The organism is Microbacterium sp. AC215, from assembly GCF_979258645.1.
This window is the reverse complement of sequence record NZ_OZ409869.1, coordinates 436,796-454,293: the sequence shown is the minus strand read 5'-3', so window position 1 is coordinate 454,293 and position 17,498 is coordinate 436,796. Positions and strand designations below refer to the sequence as shown.

13 protein-coding genes are annotated in these 17,498 nt (G+C 68.1%); 5 read left to right on the top strand and 8 right to left on the bottom strand.

All coding sequences use genetic code 11. The features are described from left to right. Positions 1–38 precede the first annotated feature (38 nt). Positions 39–1,244 carry a thiolase family protein gene (locus ACZZZF_RS02385; protein ID WP_463496951.1) on the top strand — a complete coding sequence of 402 codons (1,206 nt, stop codon included), beginning with the start codon at positions 39–41 and terminating at the stop codon, positions 1,242–1,244. 5 nt (positions 1,245–1,249) lie between these two features. Continuing rightward, on the top strand, positions 1,250–3,409 hold the full coding sequence (locus ACZZZF_RS02380) for a 3-hydroxyacyl-CoA dehydrogenase NAD-binding domain-containing protein (protein WP_463496949.1): 2,160 nt from the start codon (positions 1,250–1,252) through the stop codon (positions 3,407–3,409). A gap of 46 nt (positions 3,410–3,455) precedes the next feature. On the opposite strand, the gene ACZZZF_RS02375 is transcribed toward ACZZZF_RS02380, so the two are convergent. The 3 genes from ACZZZF_RS02375 to ACZZZF_RS02365 are packed head-to-tail and all read right to left on the bottom strand — an operon-like array spanning position 3,456 to position 7,640. Next, the gene (locus ACZZZF_RS02375; RefSeq protein ID WP_463496946.1) at positions 3,456–5,108 is read right to left on the bottom strand and encodes a GMC oxidoreductase; all 1,653 of its coding nucleotides are present in this window, start codon (positions 5,106–5,108) and stop codon (positions 3,456–3,458) included. Further along, entirely contained in the window at positions 5,105–6,016 is a 912-nt protein-coding gene (locus ACZZZF_RS02370; RefSeq protein WP_463496943.1) for a YegS/Rv2252/BmrU family lipid kinase, read from the bottom strand. Before ACZZZF_RS02370 ends, ACZZZF_RS02375 begins: the two co-directional genes overlap by 4 nt. Beyond that, positions 6,009–7,640, bottom strand: coding sequence for an FAD-binding oxidoreductase (locus ACZZZF_RS02365; RefSeq protein ID WP_463496941.1), 1,632 nt, complete (start codon positions 7,638–7,640; stop codon positions 6,009–6,011). The genes ACZZZF_RS02370 and ACZZZF_RS02365 overlap by 8 nt, the downstream gene beginning before the upstream one ends. Before the next feature lie 20 nt (positions 7,641–7,660). On the opposite strand from ACZZZF_RS02365, the gene ACZZZF_RS02360 reads away from it, so the two are divergent. From ACZZZF_RS02360 to ACZZZF_RS02350, 3 genes are all read left to right on the top strand, one after another. Further along, positions 7,661–8,269 carry a TetR/AcrR family transcriptional regulator gene (locus tag ACZZZF_RS02360; RefSeq protein ID WP_463496938.1) on the top strand — a complete coding sequence of 203 codons (609 nt, stop codon included), beginning with the start codon at positions 7,661–7,663 and terminating at the stop codon, positions 8,267–8,269. Further along, entirely contained in the window at positions 8,266–9,711 is a 1,446-nt protein-coding gene (locus ACZZZF_RS02355; protein WP_463496934.1) for a glycerol-3-phosphate dehydrogenase/oxidase, read from the top strand. Before ACZZZF_RS02360 ends, ACZZZF_RS02355 begins: the two co-directional genes overlap by 4 nt. A 141-nt stretch (positions 9,712–9,852) precedes the next feature. Next, positions 9,853–10,548 (top strand): SPFH domain-containing protein, encoded by a 696-nt coding sequence (locus ACZZZF_RS02350; protein ID WP_053096235.1) that lies wholly within the window; start codon positions 9,853–9,855, stop codon positions 10,546–10,548. A gap of 57 nt (positions 10,549–10,605) precedes the next feature. Here ACZZZF_RS02350 and dxs read toward each other — a convergent pair whose 3' ends face one another. The 5 genes from dxs to dut form a co-directional block, all read right to left on the bottom strand. Continuing rightward, a complete protein-coding gene (dxs, locus tag ACZZZF_RS02345) occupies positions 10,606–12,546 on the bottom strand; it encodes a 1-deoxy-D-xylulose-5-phosphate synthase (protein WP_056278804.1) in 1,941 nt (646 codons plus the stop codon). 168 nt (positions 12,547–12,714) lie between these two features. After that, complete coding sequence (locus ACZZZF_RS02340; RefSeq protein ID WP_171821918.1) at positions 12,715–15,597, bottom strand: aconitate hydratase; 2,883 nt, start codon at positions 15,595–15,597, stop codon at positions 12,715–12,717. Positions 15,598–15,705: 108 nt separating this feature from the next. Next, positions 15,706–16,440: a DUF3159 domain-containing protein gene (locus ACZZZF_RS02335; RefSeq protein WP_372983504.1), complete on the bottom strand. Its 735-nt coding sequence runs from the start codon at positions 16,438–16,440 to the stop codon at positions 15,706–15,708. After that, positions 16,437–17,024: a DUF3710 domain-containing protein gene (locus ACZZZF_RS02330; RefSeq protein ID WP_056278806.1), complete on the bottom strand. Its 588-nt coding sequence runs from the start codon at positions 17,022–17,024 to the stop codon at positions 16,437–16,439. Before ACZZZF_RS02330 ends, ACZZZF_RS02335 begins: the two co-directional genes overlap by 4 nt. Further along, entirely contained in the window at positions 17,017–17,490 is a 474-nt protein-coding gene (dut, locus tag ACZZZF_RS02325; protein WP_053096244.1) for a dUTP diphosphatase, read from the bottom strand. Before dut ends, ACZZZF_RS02330 begins: the two co-directional genes overlap by 8 nt. Between the last annotated feature and the right edge of the window lie 8 nt (positions 17,491–17,498).

The window sequence follows — 17,498 nt, the reverse complement described above, 5'->3', positions numbered from 1 at the left end:
TCCATAGACTGAGGCCACCGCACAAACTTGGAGGCAGAGTGGCCGAGATCTCGGACGTCTTCTTCGTCGATGGAGTGCGCACCCCCTTCGGGCGCGCCGGCGAAAAAGGCATGTACTGGAACACCCGCGCTGATGACCTCGCCGTCAAGGCGACCATCGGCCTGATGGAGCGGAACGCAGCCGTTCCGGCCGACCGCATCGACGACGTCGCCATCGCCGCGACCAGCCAGACCGGAGACCAGGGCCTGACCCTCGGGCGCTCCGTGGCGATCCTCGCAGGACTCCCGCAGACGGTGCCCGGACTCGCCGTCGAGCGCATGTGCGCGGGAGCGATGACGAGCGTCACCACGATGGGAGCATCGATCGGGGTCGGCATGTACGACTTCGCGCTCGCCGGCGGGGTCGAGCACATGGGTCACCACCCGATCGGCGGCAACGCCGACCCCAACCCGCGATTCGTCGCGGAGCGCATGGTCGACCCCGGCGCTCTGAACATGGGTGTCACGGCCGAGCGCATCTTCGATCGCTTCCCGCACCTCACCAAGGAGCGCTCCGATCGATTCGGCATGCTCAGCCAGCACAAGGTGCAGGCGGCGTACGACGCGGGCAAGATCCAGCCGGATCTCGTGCCCGTCGCGACCAAGACCGCCGACGGCGCATGGGGCCTGGCGACGGAGGACGAAGGTCGTCGTCCGCAGACCACCATGGAGGACCTCGCGGCCCTCAAGACTCCTTTCCGCCCGCACGGCCGTGTGACCGCCGGAACCTCGTCGCCCCTCACAGACGGCGCCACGATGTCACTGCTCGCCGGAGGCGGCGCGGTCAAGGAGTTGGGTCTCGCGCCGAAGATGCGCATGGTCTCGTTCGCCTTCGCAGGCGTGCAGCCGGAGATCATGGGAATCGGCCCGATTCCCTCGACCGAGAAGGCCCTGAAGAAGGCCGGACTCACGATCGCCGACATCGGCCTGTTCGAGCTCAACGAAGCCTTCGCCATCCAGGTGATCTCGCTGCTCGACCACTTCGGCATCGCCGACGACGACCCCCGCGTCAACCAGTGGGGCGGCGCGATCGCGCTGGGCCACCCGCTCGCGGCATCCGGCGTGCGTCTGATGATCCAGCTCGCGGCGCAGTTCGCCGAGCGACCCGATGTGCGCTACGGCCTGACGGCCATGTGCGTCGGTCTCGGACAGGGCGGCTCGGTCATCTGGGAGAACCCGCACTTCGACGGCAAGAAGAGGAAGTAAGCCTGATGGCCCACTCGATTTCCGAGCAGTACGCGAACGTTGACTTCTCCCCCATCCAGGCGCTCACCGACGGCGAGGTGATCACGCACTCCCCCGTGCGTGACATCCGTCTCGCGTCGGGCAAGGTGCTCGCACTGATCACCCTCGACAACGGACGCGACCACACGCGTCCGAACACTCTGGGGCCGGCGACGCTCACCGCCCTCGGTGAGACGCTGGACGGCCTGGCCGCTCGTGCGTCAGCCGGCGAGATCCAGGCGGTCGGCATCACCGGCAAGCAGTACATCCTGGCCGCCGGCGCCGATCTCTCCGACATCAGCAAGGTCGGGTCGCGGGACAACGCTCGCCTGATCGCGCAGCTCGGCCACAAGGTGCTCGGAAAGTTCGGGGAGCTCGGCGTTCCGTCGTTCGCCTTCGTGAACGGACTCGCACTCGGAGGCGGACTCGAGATCGCACTCAACTCGACCTACCGCACGGTCGACGCCTCCGCCGCGGCGATCGCACTCCCCGAGGTCTTCCTCGGCATCATCCCCGGCTGGGGCGGCGCCTACCTGCTGCCCAACCTGATCGGGATCGAGAACGCCCTCGAGGTGGTCATCTCGAACCCGCTCAAGCAGAACCGGATGCTGAAGCCGCAGCAGGCGTTCGACCTCGGCATCGTCGACGCGATCTTCCCCGCCGCGAACTATCTCGAGAACTCGCTCGCGTGGGCGGACGCCGTGCTCGGCGGCAAGAAGGTCGAGCGCAGGAACGAGCCGGGCAAGATCGAGCGACTCACGAAGTGGCCGATCGCCATCAAGATGGCACGCGGCATGCTGGAATCGAAGATCGGCACCGTCCCGAAGTCGCCCTACGCCGCACTCGACCTGCTCGACAAGGCCAAGAGCGGCACCAAGGCGGAGGGCTTCGCCCGTGAGGACGAGGCGCTCGCCGAACTCGTCACGGGCGACCAGTTCGCAGCATCCATGTACGCCTTCGACCTCGTGCAGAAGCGTGCGAAGCGTCCGGTGGGAGCCCCCGACAAGGCACTTGCGAAGAAGGTCACGAAGGTCGGCATCATCGGCGCTGGTCTCATGGCGAGCCAGTTCGCCCTGCTCTTCGTGCGCAAGCTGCAGGTGCCGGTACTCATCACCGACCTCGATCAGGCGCGCGTCGACAAGGGCGTGGCCTACATCCACGAGGAGATCGGCAAGCTCGAGACCAAGGGCCGCCTGGATGCGGACTCCGCGAACAAGCTGCGCGCGCTCGTGACCGGGACGACCGACAAGAACCTCTATGCGGACTGCGACTTCGTCATCGAGGCCGTGTTCGAGGAGGTCGGCGTCAAGCAGCAGGTGTTCGGCGAGATCGAGAAGATCATCGCCGAGGACGCGATCCTGGCGACCAACACCTCCTCGCTCTCGGTCGAGGAGATCGGCGCGAAGCTCGCTCACCCCGAGCGCCTCGTCGGCTTCCACTTCTTCAACCCGGTGGCAGTGATGCCGCTGATCGAGATCGTCAAGACACCGACGACCTCGGAGGCGGCGCTCTCGACCGCGTTCGTCGTCGCGAAGAATCTCGGCAAGAACGCGGTCCTCACCGCCGACGCGCCGGGCTTCGTCGTGAACCGTCTGCTGGCCAAGGTCATGGGCGAAGCGGCTCGCGCGGTGTACGAGGGCACCCCGATCACGGATGTCGAGAAGGCCTTCGCGCCCCTCGGACTCCCGATGGGTCCCTTCCAGCTGATCGATCTCGTCGGATGGAAGGTCGCCGCCCACGTGCAGGACACGATGGCGCACGCGTTCCCCGATCGCTTCTACGCGAACGAGAACTTCCACGCTCTCGCGGAGCTCGACGGGGTCATCGAGAAGGACAAGGGCGGTCGTGTGACCGGCTGGACGAAGCAGGCCGAGAAGCTGCTGAAGCCCGCTGTCGGCAAGACGCCCGCGTCGGCCGAGACGATCCTGCACCGGGTGCAGGACGGCCTTGCGAGCGAGATCAAGATGATGCTCGACGAGGGCGTCGTACCCGAGGTCGAGGACATCGACCTGTGCCTGATCCTCGGCGCGGGCTGGCCCTTCATCGATGGTGGGGCTTCGCCCTACCTCGACCGCGAGGGCGCCTCGCAGCGCGCGTTCGGCGGAGAGTTCCACACTCCGCAGATCCGCGGCATCGAGCACCGCTGAGCTGAACCTCTGGGGGGCCGCCGTCCGGCGGCCCCCTTTTCCGTGTCTACGGTGCAGGACGCTCGTCGAGCTCACCGGAACGCGGCCAGAACGACATCGCTCTCTCAGCGAGCGCGGTGATCGTGAGCGACGGATTCACCCCGGGATTCGCGGGAACCGCTGCGCCGTCCATGACGTGCAGCCCCGGGTGACCCCACACCCTGTGGAAGGGGTCGACGACACCGGTCTCGGGCGCCCCAGAGATCACCGCTCCGCCGAGGAAGTGGGCGGTGAGCGGAATCCCGAAGATCTCGGGCCAGGATCCGCGAGGCTCGGCGGCGACCCCGCCGTCCTTCTCGACACGCGCGGCGATCGCCGAAGCCGCGCGATGAGCCTGCGGAAGATGACTGGGGTTCGGTGCGCCGTGCCCCTGCGCGCTCGTCATGACCATCCGCCCGAATCTGCGCCGGAGCGACAGAGTGAGCGAATTGTCCAGGGTCTGCATCACGAGTGCGATGATGCCCCGTTCGCTCCAACGTCGGAGCGAGCCCAGACGCAACTGACGGATCGGTGCGCGGACGACCTGGCCCAGCACACTCACGAGACGGCCTCCGAGACCTCGGTCGCCCGGCACCATCAGCGATGCGAGGGCCCCCATCAGGTTCGATCCCGGCCCGTACCGCACATTCTCGACGTGAGTGCTCTCGTCGATGTGGAACGAGGTCGTGATCGCGACACCGTGCGCGAGTTCGAGGGACGCCGGAACGGCGACGGCGACGGCACCGTCGAGAGCCTCGGAGTTGGTCCGCGTCAGGCGACCCACCGCATCGGAGACCCGCGGAAGGGCCCCGGACAGCTTCATCCGATGCAGCAGCTGTTGCGTGCCCCAGGTTCCCGCGGCGAGCACCACCTGACGCGCGCTCACGGTGCGACGGTCGCGCCGGAACCACGCTCCGCTGCGCTCCGTCGTCACGGCGAAGCCGCCGTCTGCCAGGGCACGCACCTCGGTGACGGTGCGCAGCGCTTCGATGACGGCGCCTCGCCTCTCGGCCAGCGCCAGGTAGTTCTTCATGAGCGTGTTCTTCGCGCCGACGCGGCATCCGACCATGCAGTTGCCGCAGAGAGTGCATCCGGTGCGGTCCGGCCCCTCCCCACCGAAGAAGGGATCGGGCGTCCGAACTCCCGGCGCGCCGAACCAGACCCCGACCGGCGCGTGTCGGAATGTGCTTCCTACGCCGAGATCTTCGGCCGCTCCTGCCATGATGCGCTCGACGGGTCCGGAGTGCGGGTAGCGCTCGACCACCCCGAGCATCCGCTTCGCCGTCGCATAGTGCGGCGCCAGCTCCTCCTCCCAGTCTGCGAGAGCGCCCCACTGCGGATCCGCGAAGAACGCTCCGCCGGGCTGGTACAGCGTATTGGCATAGTTGAGAGACCCTCCGCCCACGCCCGCCCCGGCGAGGATCATCACGTGCGGCAGGCGATGGATGCGCTGGATGCCGAAACAGCCGAGCCTCGGTGCCCACAGATAGCGGCGGACGTCCCAGCTGGTCTTCGCGAAGTCCTCGTCCTCGAAGCGTCGGCCCGCCTCGTACACGCGGACACGGTAGCCCTTCTCCACGAGCCGCAACGCAGCGACCGATCCGCCGAACCCCGAGCCGATGACGACGACGTCCTCGTCGAAGTCCTGGGCGTGGTGAGGAGAAGCCGACCTGTGGTTCACGGTGTCCCTCCGGCACCTGAGGGGACGAGGACGGCCAGCGCGGAGCGCCGGATTCCGATCGTGCACTCATCTTCGGCGATGCGCTCTCCGTCGGCGTAGACGACGAGTCCAGGCGCGCTCACTGTCACGGTACGAGCCTGGCGCCGCGTCACCTCCGGTCGAGCGAGATGCACTCCGCGCAGCAGGAGCGGGAACAGCCGCAGCAGGCGGAGCCGGGTCAGCGGCGCGACGTGCACGATGTCCAGCATCCCGTCGTCCGCGGCGGCGCCCACGCAGAGAGGCATGCCACCTCCGTAGCTCGGCGTATTGCCCACGGCGACGAGCGTTCCCGGCACGTGAACCGGCTCCGCGCCATCGAGGGAGACGGTGAAATCCATCGGCCGCAGTCGCACGAGCTCCACGACCAGCGCCAGGTAGTAGCGCAGCACGCCGCGCGGCCAGCGCAGCCGATTGGTCCGATCGCTCACCTTCGCATCGAACCCGAGGGCGGCGATCGTCAGGAACAGATCGACGCGGTCGGCGGCGCGGACTTCGCCGACATCGATCGTGCGCGGGATACCCGTCAGAGCGAGCTCGGCCGCAGCGACCGCGTCGCGACGCGGCAGGCCCAGGGCTCGAGCGAGGTCGTTGCCCGTGCCCGCAGGCACCAGGACCACCGGAACCCCCGCAGCGCAGACCACGTCGAGGATGCCGGACAGCGTGCCGTCTCCGCCCACCACGACGAGCACCCCCGGGCGCGCGTCGAGCGCCCGAGTCGCCAGGAGCCGACTCGATGCCGCCGACTCGCCCGTGTACGCCCGCACGTCCGCTCCTCGGGATCGCAGGTGCGCCACGGCGACCTCGGTCTCTCGGGCACCACGACCTTTTCCTGCGAACGGGTTCGACAGCACCGCGATGTGCTCAGCCACGTCCGCGCGACCGATCCGACGAGATGACCGCTCCCGGGTTGAGGATCCACGTCGGATCGAGCTCCCGCTTGATGGCCGCGAGGATTCGCACCCCCGTGTCTCCGATCTCCTGCTCCAGCCAGGCGGCATGATCACGACCGACCGCATGGTGATGGCTGATGGTACCGCCCGCCGCGAGCAGCGCATCGTTCACGCGTCGCTTGATCTGCGTCCAGGTGTCGAGCGGTTCGGATCGGAGGTTCGCGATCACCGTGAAATACAGCGAGGCTCCGGTGGGATAGACGTGCGAGACGTGGCACATCACGTACGACCGGGCGCCGGCATCCTCGAATCCTGCGCGAAGAGCCGACGTGACCGCCGCTCTGAGGTGCAGCAGGTTCGACCAGGTGGTCGCCGTCTCGAGCGTCTCGCAGAACACTCCTGCATCCAGCAGCGAGTCGCGCAGATACGGACCGTCGAAGCGCCCGGAGAGCCACCCCTCTGCGGCGCCCTCACCCGACGAGATCCCACCGGCCGCCGCCAGGATCGCCGATGTGCGCCCCCGACGCTCGGCGATGTCGTCTCCCTCATAGACGGTGACGAGGCTCGCGCCCTTCGCGAGGGCCCGCCCGATCCGACCGACCTGGGCGAGGCTGACCGCCGTCTCGGCTTCATCCGACAGACGCAGCACTGTCGGGCCGCCACCGTGCTGCGTCACGCGGCGCAGTCCCTCGACGCCCTGCGTGAAGTCCGCGAAGGTCCAGGCTTCGAAGAGGCGGTCACGCGGTACCGGATGAACGCGCACTCTCACTTCGGTGATGACGCCGAAGATGCCCTCCGACCCCAGGAAGACGCGGACGAGATCGGGCCCGGCTGAAGATCCCGGCGACCGTCCGAGCTCGATGTCGCCGGTCGGCGTCGCGACTCTCAGCCCGGTGACCATGGAGTCGAATCGCCCATGCCCTGCCGAGTTCTGACCTGACGAGCGTGCAGCGGCGAACCCTCCGATCGTGGCGTACCGGAAGCTCTGGGGGTAGTGACCGAGTTCGAACCCCCTGGCCGCGAGCAGCGCCTCAGCATCCGGCCCCGTCGTTCCGGCGGCGAGAATCGCTTCGCCGCTCGCCTCGTCGAAGTGGATGAGGCCCGAGAGCCGGCGCAGATCCAGGCTGACGACAGCGCGGTGCGTGCCGCGTTCGGGATCGAGAGCGCCCACCACGCTCGTCCCACCGCCGAACGGGATCACGGCTATCCTCCGGTCGACGCACGCCCGGAGCACCGCCGCGACCTCATCGTGGGTCCCCGGCAGCACCACCGCGTCAGGGGAAGTCTGCTGAGGTCTACGGCGCCGGAGAAGGTCCGTCGTCGAACGTCCCCCGGCATGGCGGATGCGCGTCTCGCTCGAAATGTCGATGTGCTCCGCGCCGACGACGGCGGCCAGTCCCTCGAGATCGTCCTCCTGGAGCGACGACGGCGCGAGCGCCACCTCGGCGAGTTCCACGGGCGTCGCGGGCTTGTGCACGCGACCGAGCAGCAACGGCAGCATCATCCGGACGGCGCGCGGCAGATCCGACGCCCTGGCGGGATCGCCCCAGCCGTTCCATCGCATCTCCGTCGTCACGGCAACCCTGCCGTTCTCTGAGCCCATGCGTTACAGTGTGACAGATCATGGAAGAACGTCAACTGGTGCTCGACGCGATGTCCGACCGCGCTCCGGAGTGGGATGCCACGCAGTCGCGCATCCTCGACGCCGCCGATGCGCTGATCGGTCGACGAGGCGTGAATGGCGTCACGATCGCAGAGCTCGCTCGGCGCGCGGGGCACAGCCGGCCGACGATCTACCGCAGCTGGAACGACGCCGACGATGTCGTCCGCTCAGCGCTCCTGCGCAGAGTCGCGGTGATCCTCGCGCAGTTCCCCACGCACGCGACCAGCCGACACGGACTCGTCGACGACGTTCTCCGCTTCTCCACCCTCTTCCGCGCCGACGACGTGTACGGACGGCTTCTCGCCGATGAACCGGAGGCGTTCACCCGCTACACGCTGCAGCGTGTGGGTTCGAGCCAGAGACTCATCCTGAGGTGGCTGGCGACCGCGATCGGTGCGGCGCAGCAGGGAGGATCGGTGAGGCACGGCGATCCCGACGAGATTGCCGTCATGCTGCTGCTCATCGCGCAGTCGGCCGTGCTCTCGCACGGAACGGTAACGGAGCTCCTCTCCGAGGAGTCTTGGGAGCGCGAGCTGCGAGCAGCCCTCGACGGGCTCCTGCGGCCATGACCGCGCACTCCCCCGACCTCAACGTCGCGCGTCGGGCCGCAGAGCTCTCCCTGGCCGCGGAGCAGACCGTCGACCTTCTGGTGATCGGCGGAGGCATCACGGGGGTCGGTGTCGCGCTCGACGCCGCCTCGCGGGGTCTGAGCGTCACTCTTCTCGAAGGCGAGGACCTCGCGTTCGGCACCAGCCGATTCAGCTCGAAACTGGTGCACGGTGGACTCCGTTATCTCGCCACCGGCGATGTGGCCACGGCGAAGGAGAGCGCATTCGAGCGTCACCTGCTGATGACCAGGATCGCGCCGCACCTCATTCGCTCTCTCCCGCAGCTGCTGCCCTTCACGACAGGGCTGACGGCCCGCCAGCGCGCAGCCGGCGCGGTCGGGATGGCCCTGGGTGATCTGCTGCGGATGCGAGCGGGCACGCCGCGCCGGTTCCTCCCCCCGCCGCGTCTCGTCTCGGCGCGTACGGCACAGCGGCTCTTCCCGTCGCTCGCCGGAGCTGGGCTGCGCGGAGGGATGCTCTCCTACGACGGGCAGCTGATCGACGACGCCCGCCTGGTCGTGACCGTCGCCAGGACAGCCGCCAGTCTGGGCGCCCGCGTCCTCACCCGCGTCCGAGCGCTCGAGCTGCGCGTCGACGGCGCGACCGCCGAAGACGTGCTGACGGGCGAGCGTCTGGACATGCGCGCCCGATCCGTCGTCAATGCCACCGGCGTCTGGGCCGGAAGCCTCGACGAGTCGATCACCGTGCGGCCCAGCCGCGGAACGCACATCGTGCTGGATGCCGCGGATCTCGGCGACCCGTCCTCGGCACTGACCATTCCGCATGAGGGGTCGATCAGCCGCTTTGTGTTCGCGCTGCCGCAGCAGCACGGCCGCGTGATCGTCGGACTCACTGACGAAGATGCGCCGGGCCCTGTTCCGCGGGTCCCCGAGCCGACCGAGGGCGAGATCGAGTTCCTGCTCGCGAACCTCAACCGAGTACTGACCGTCCCGATCACGCGCACGCAGGTCAGGGGATCGTTCGCGGGCCTGCGGCCGCTCGTCGACACCGGTGCGGCGTCGACGGCGGACATCTCCCGTCGGCACCTGGTCCGCGTCTCCGAGCGCGGCTTCGTCAACGTCCTCGGAGGCAAGCTGACCACCTACCGGCGGATGGCGGAGGATGCGGTCGACCTCGCCGTGGCATCGGCGGGGCTCGACGCCGGCGCGAGCCGCACGGTATCCCTCCGCCTCACCGACTCCGCGATGAGGGCCGAGGACAGCGGGGGCCGGGGGCACATCTCCCCAGCGACCATCGACTTCGCCGTCCGCGCGGAGGGCGCGATGACCGCCGACGACGTCCTCGATCGCCGCACCCGGCTCGGCCTCGTCGACGACGACCGGGAGCGGCAGAGGGCGTTCGTCGAATCCGAGGTCGCCGAGATCCTCGCCACGTTCTCCTGACGACGCCGCATCCGCGCGACCGCCGCCAACCGTATCCGCGTCACGGCACACCGGGTAACGAGCACGGAACAGCGAATGAACACCTTCGCCAGCGCCGCTCAGAGAGCGCTCCGAACGCGATCGAGGGGGCACAGTGGTGGCATGGACATGCTCCTCTCGATGTTGGGCGGCAAGGGAATGTCGGGGCTCTTCAAGACCGGCACGGCGATCCTCACGATCCTGCTGGTCGTGCCGGCGCTGCTGAAGATCTTCATCGTCACGGTCGATGAGGGGTGGGCTGCGATCCGCACCCGGAACGGCAAGCCGATCATCCGGAACCGCCCGCAACGGCGCCCCACCTCACGTGGCGGAGCGGTCGGCGAGGTCGTGGTCCTCGATCCGGGGTCGCATGGCGCGTTCCCCCTGTTCTACTGGTATCGACTGATCGATGTGCGCTGCAGGGCGACGGATCTGCCCGCGCGCGAGATGACCGGGGCGAGCGGCCATCAGCACCGGGTGCACGCGTCGTTCGAGTGGCGACCGATCCCGACCGGACGAGATCTCCGAGTGTTCGAACTCGACGTCGTGAACGTCAAAGAACGGGCCTCGAACATCGTGGGCGCCGCACTGCGCGACGTCATCCGCGGCCTCGAGGGCGCGGAGCTGCCCCACAACGACGAGATCAACACCCGCGTGATCGCGGCCAGCGCCGACGAGGTGCGTCGGGCATGCGGCGTCGAGCTGGTACGCGTCATGGTCACCGGTGACGCGCTCACCGACGGCTATCTGCTCTCGGCCGCGCTCCGGGACACCGATCGCGGGGCGCAGGCGGTCGCCGCACTCCACGCTCTCAACTGATCGCAGCGGTCGAACGGTCTGTGACCGTCATCCGCCGTCACGCGGTGGCGACGCCGGTCAGCGGCGTTCGTGCAGCGGCAGATCGACCGTCCCGCTCGTACCCGCATCCCGAGCGACGGGGATCCGAGTCCCGAGCACCTGCGACACGACGTCCTGCGCGATCTTCGATGCGGTGAGACCGGCGTCGGCGAGGATCTGGTCCCTCGACGCGTGATCGATGAACTCGTCAGGAAGCCCCAGCTCGTCGACGGCGGTGTCGATGCCCGCCTCGCGAAGCACCTGCCGGACACGCGTGCCGATGCCGCCGACGCGGATGCCGTCTTCGATGGTGATGACCAGACGATGACGAGCTGCCATGCTCACGATCGAGGGCTGCACCGGGATGGCCCAGCGCGGATCGATCACCGTGGCGCCGATGCCCTGAGCGCGCAGACGCTCTGCGACGTCCATCGCGAGCGCGGCGAACGGGCCGATGCCGATGAGCAGGACATCCTCGGACTCGCCGCGGGCGAGCACATCGACGCCGTCGTGCAGCCGCTCGATCGCCGGAAGATCCGCCGCGACGTCGCCCTTCGGGAAGCGGATGACGGTCGGCGCATCGTCGACGAGCACCGCCTCATCGAGGGCCTCCTGCAACCGGGCTCCGTCACGCGGCGCGGCGATGCGGATGTGCGGGACGATCTGCAGCATCGCGAGATCCCACATGCCGTGGTGGCTGGGACCGTCCGGGCCGGTGACGCCGGCGCGGTCGAGCACGAAGGTCACGCCCGCCCGATGCAGAGCGACGTCCATGAGCACCTGGTCGAAGGCGCGCCCCATGAAGGTGGCGTAGACCGCGACGACGGGGTGCAGACCTCCGAAGGCGAGACCTGCGGCCGACGCGACGGCGTGCTGCTCGGCGATGCCCACGTCGTACACGCGATCGGGGAAGCGCTCGGCGAACGGCGCGAGACCGGTCGGTCGCAGCATCGCTGCGGTCATCGCGATGACATCGCTTCGACGCTCTCCGATGGCGACGAGCGACTCGGAGAACACGTCGGACCAGCCCGTTCCGCTGGAAGAGAGTGTCTCGCCGGTCGCGGGGTCGATGCGTCCGACCGCATGGAACTGGTCGGCCTCATCGTCGCGAGCAGGCTGGTAGCCGCGGCCCTTCTCGGTGATCGTGTGCACGATCACCGGCGCACCGTACGATTTGGCCAGCTCGAGCGTCTCGAGCAGGGCGGGGAGATCGTGCCCGTCGACCGGGCCGAGGTACTTGATGTCGAGGTTCGAGTACAGCGCCTCGTTGTTCGTGAACCGCGAGAGGAAGCCGTGGGTGCCGCCGCGCACCCCGCGGAACACCGCGCGGCCGACCGGACCGAACGCACGGAAGAGTCGGTCCGACTTGTGGTGCAGCTCCTTGTACGCAGCCGCGGTGCGCACCCGATTGAGGAACCGGGACATGCCGCCGATGGTCGGCGCATAGGAACGACCGTTGTCATTCACGACGATCACGAGGTTGCGATCGTTGTCGTCGGAGATGTTGTTGAGCGCCTCCCACGTCATGCCGCCCGTGAGTGCTCCGTCGCCGACGACGGCGACGACGTGACGGTCAGCCCGCCCCGTGGCGGTCAGCGCGCGCGACACACCGTCGGCCCAGCTGAGCGAGCTCGACGCGTGCGAGGACTCGACCACGTCGTGAGGGCTCTCGCCGCGCTGGGGATACCCGGCGAGTCCACCGCGCACTCGCAGAGACGAGAAGTCCTGGCGACCGGTGAGGAGCTTGTGCACGTAGGACTGGTGCCCCGTGTCGAAGATGAAGGGGTCGTCGGGTGACGAGAAGACGCGGTGCAGAGCGATCGTGAGCTCGACGACACCGAGGTTGGGGCCGAGATGCCCGCCGGTGCGCGACACGTTCTCGACGAGGAACTCGCGGATCTCACCGGCGAGTTCGATCAGCTGATCCTCTGACAGGGAGTCGAGGTCACGGGGTCCTGAGATGCTCGGAAGAATGGGCATCTGCACCTCCTCTTAGGCACCGTTCGCGGCGCCGATTCCGGTACGGACGCCTGCTCGATCCTACCCCGGGCACCCGGGAAAGCTCGGAGAGCGACTCCCCCTTGACACCGCCCCCGGGACGCGGAAAGGGCCCGGTTCCGAAGAACCGAGCCCTTTCCGATCGTGCGATCAGACCAGCGAACGCAGCACGTACTGCAGGATGCCGCCGTTGCGGTAGTAATCCGCCTCACCGGGGGTGTCGATGCGGACGACCGCGTCGAACTCGACGACCTGCTTGCCCTCGGGCGAGTTCTCGCTCGGCGTGGCCGTGACGCGAACCGTCTTCGGGGTCACGCCGTTGTTGAGCTCCTCGAGACCGGAGATCGAGACGATCTCGGTGCCGTCGAGACCCAGGGACTCCCAGCTCTCACCGGCCGGGAACTGCAGCGGGACGACGCCCATTCCGATCAGGTTCGAACGGTGGATTCGCTCGAAGCTCTCGGTGATGACCGCCTTGACGCCGAGGAGGCTCGTGCCCTTCGCCGCCCAGTCGCGCGACGATCCCGAACCGTACTCCTTGCCACCGAAGATGACGAGGGGCGTGCCCTGCTCCTGGTAGTTCATGCTCGCGTCGTAGATGTACGACTGCGGTCCACCGGGCTGGGTGAAGTCGCGGGTGTAGCCACCCTCGACGACCTGGCCGTCGTTGACAGCCGAGACCATCAGGTTCTTCAGGCGGATGTTCGCGAACGTGCCGCGGATCATGACCTCGTGGTTGCCGCGACGCGATCCGAAGGAGTTGAAGTCCTTGCGGTCGACCCCGTGCTCCATGAGGTACTGCGCCGCGGGGGTGCCGGGCTTGATGTTGCCGGCGGGCGAGATGTGGTCGGTCGTGACCGAGTCGCCCAGAGTCGCCATGACGCGGGCGCCCTCGATGTCGCGCACCGGGGTGAGCTCCATCGTCATGCCGTCGAAGTACGGAGCCTTGCGCACGTACGTCGAGTTCTCGTCCCACTGGAAGATGTCGTCGTCCGGGGTGGGCAGGCTGCGCCAGCGCTCGTCACCGTCGAAGACGGTCGCGTACTGCTTGATGAACTGCTCACGCGAGATCGAGGAATCGACGATCTCCTGCACCTCGTCGGGTGTCGGCCAGATGTCCTTGAGGAACACGTCGTTGCCGTCGGATCCCTTGCCGAGCGCATCGTTCTCGAAGTCGAAGTGCATCGACCCCGCGAGGGCGTAGGCGATGACGAGCGGCGGGCTCGCGAGGTAGTTCATCTTCACGTCGGGGCTGATGCGGCCCTCGAAGTTGCGGTTGCCCGAGAGCACGGCGGTCACGGCGAGGTCGTGATCGTTGATGGCCGCGGAGACCTCTTCGATCAGCGGACCCGAGTTTCCGATGCAGATGGTGCAGCCGTAGCCGACGGTGTAGAAGCCGAGGCCCTCGAGGTCCTTGTCGAGTCCGGACTTCTCGTAGTAGTCGGTGACGACCTTCGAGCCGGGGCCGAGGGTGGTCTTGACCCAGGGCTTCTGCTTCAGGCCCTTCTCGAGCGCCTTGCGGGCGACGAGACCTGCGGCGATCATCACCGAGGGGTTCGAGGTGTTGGTGCACGAGGTGATCGCCGCGAGGGTCACTGCACCGTTGTCGAGGATGTACTTCTCACCCGATGGAGTGGTGACCGGCACGGGCTTCGACGCGTTCGCCGGTGCGCCGCTGTTGATGTGCACGGGCCGGGTGGTGCGCGGCTCCTCTTCACCGGGCGCGTTGCCCGGGTCGGAGGCGGGGAACGAGTGCTTCGACTCGAGGTCGACGACGTCGTCCGAGGTCGACGGTGCGGCGTAGGCCAGGATGTCCTGCTCGAACTGCGACTTCGCCTCGGAGAGGAGGATGCGGTCCTGCGGGCGCTTCGGGCCGGCGATCGACGGCACCACAGTGCCGAGGTCGAGCTCGAGGTACTCGCTGAAGACGGGCTCCTGCGATGCGTCGTGCCAGAGCTTCTGGGTCTTCGCGTACGCCTCGACCAGCGCGACGGCCTCGTCGCTGCGGCCGGTCAGACGCAGGTAGTCGAGGGTCACGTCGTCGATCGGGAAGATCGCCGCCGTCGAACCGAACTCGGGCGACATGTTGCCGATCGTCGCGCGGTTGGCCAGCGGCACGGATGCCACGCCCTCACCGTAGAACTCGACGAACTTGCCGACGACTCCGTGCTTGCGCAGCAGGTCGGTGATCGTCAGCACGACGTCCGTAGCCGTGACGCCGGCCGGGATCTCGCCCGAGAGCTTGAAGCCGACGACGCGCGGGATGAGCATCGACACGGGCTGGCCGAGCATCGCGGCCTCGGCCTCGATGCCGCCGACGCCCCACCCGAGCACACCCAGGCCGTTGACCATCGTGGTGTGCGAGTCGGTGCCGACGCAGGTGTCGGGGTAGGCGCGCAGCACTCCGTCGACGTCACGGTCGTAGATGACCTTGGCCAGGTGCTCGATGTTCACCTGGTGCACGATGCCGGTTCCGGGGGGAACGACCTTGAAGTCGCTGAATGCCGTCTGGCCCCAGCGCAGGAACTGGTACCGCTCGCCGTTGCGCTCGTACTCGATCTCGACGTTGCGCTCGAGGGCGTTCTCGGAACCGAAGAGGTCGGCGATCACCGAGTGGTCGATGACCATCTCGGCGGGCGAGAGCGGGTTGATCTTGTTCGCGTCGCCACCCAGCGCCGTGACGGCCTCGCGCATGGTGGCGAGGTCGACGATGCAGGGAACACCGGTGAAGTCCTGCATGACCACACGGGCCGGCGTGAACTGGATCTCGGTGCTCGGCTCAGCCGCGGCATCCCACGAACCCAGTGCTTCGATCTGCGCCTTGGTCACATTCGCGCCGTCCTCGGTGCGAAGCAGGTTCTCGAGGAGGACCTTCAGACTGAAAGGGAGCTTGTCGAAACCGGGCACCGTGTCGATGCGGAAGATCTCGTAGTCGGTGCTGCCGACCGTCAGGGTGCTCTTGGCACCGAAGCTGTTCACCGTGGACACGAATCCGTCTCCTTCTATTCGGATGGGAGCGACAGGCGCCTCCATCTTGCTCGCCAGCGAGCCCCTGCGGCTAGCAAGGCAGACCTAACCAGTCTGCTCCGCTCAGCCCTCAGGCGAAAGCCTGCAATTTATCTTGATGTCAAGATAAATCTATCACGGCTGAGCGGCCTTGTCGGCATCGGCGCCGCGCGGATACAGCGCGCGCACGACAAGCCAGGTGACGGCGATCAGCGGCGCGAACAGCGGCAGGCCCATGATCAGCTTCAGCGTGCCGAGCGCGGTGACGTCTCCGGCGAGGTACAGCGGCAACTGCACTGCGAGACGTGCGAAGAACAGAGCGGCCCAGGCCACGCCGAGCCACAGGAAGGCACGACGCTTGCGACGGTCGCGCCGCCATGCGGTGCCCTCCCCCATCAGGAAACCGACCGCGAGACCGATCAGCGACCAGCCGATCAGCGCCGACACCAGCATGCCGGTGCCATAGACGGCGTTGGTGATGAGGCCGGGGACGAAGTTGTCTTCGCCGCGGCCCGTCCACAGCGCGAGCGCAGCCGCGGCTGCGGCGGCCACGAGACCGCCGATGGCCGCAGACGGGGGTGACTTCTGGATCAGCCGCACGACGGTGAACACCGCGGCGAGCCCGACCGACACGCCCAGAGGAACGATCAGCGGCTCGGGGCGGATGGTGAAGAGGATGACGAACGCGAGGCTCGGAAGGACGGACTCGAGGATGCCGCGCCATCCGCCGATCGCGGACCACACCACACGGTGCGTCGCGCCGCTCTCGTTCGGGTCGAGACCCGCTCGGCGAGCGGCGCCGCCGAGAGCCGCGCCGACGATGTCCGACGCGCTCTGCTCGCGCTCGGGCTCCGGGGCCGGGGTGGTCACGCGGAGCCGGGAGTCGCGGGCATCTTCAGCGGGATCAGGTCGCGCGGCGGCATCGGAGCGCCACCGCGCACGACGACGATCGACCGGAACAGATCCTCGACCTTGGCGGCCGCTTCGAGATCGGATGCCGCGGCTCCGCCGATGACCCCACGAAGGAACCAGCGGGGCCCGTCGATGCCGATGAAGCGCGCGAGGCGCAGCTCGGATCCCTCGTTGGCCGCCGCGGGAACCTCGGCGAGGAGCTCCTTGCCGAGGGGACCGTCCCGCTCCTCGACCCGGCCGCCCTGGGTGCGCACCTGATCACGCAGCTGCACCCGGGTCTCGTCCCAGAGGCCGCCCGAGCGCGGTGCCGCGAAAGGCTGCACCTGCAGGGACGAATCGGCGTAGTCGAGCCCGACGGCCACGATGCGCTTGGACTGCTCTTCGACCTCGAGCCGAAGGTTGAGGCCCTCGCGCGGAAGGATCTTGATGCCGCCGAGATCGATGTAGGGCCGGACGGGGTTCGCCTCGGAGTCGTCGAACGGGCCCTGTGTCGCCCGGTCGTCCGGTGCGGACTTCGAAGGAGTCGCGTTGTTGTCAGTCATTGGTCTGTCCTGCCGAAGGGGAATGGGATCCTGCCTGGTAGCCCGTCGAGCCGAAGCCACCCTCGCCGCGGACGCTCTCTGGCAGCTCCTCGACCGGGATGAACACGGCTCGGGTCACGGGCATCACGATCAGTTGCGCGATGCGATCGCCGACGGCGACATCGTACGCGCTGTGGATGTCGGTGTTGATCAGGCTCACCTTGATCTCACCGCGATAGCCGGCATCCACCGTGCCGGGCGAGTTGACGATCGAGATCCCGTGCTTGGCCGCGAGCCCGCTGCGCGGCACCACGAATGCGGCGTATCCCTCGGGCAGCGCGATGCGCACTCCGGTGGCCACGAGCGCCCGCTCGCCGGGTGCCAGGTGGACGGCCTCGGCTGCGACGAGATCGGCGCCCGCATCACCGGGGTGGGCATAGCCGGGCACCACAGAGGTGATAATGGGGACATCAACGGAATCAGTCACCCCACGAG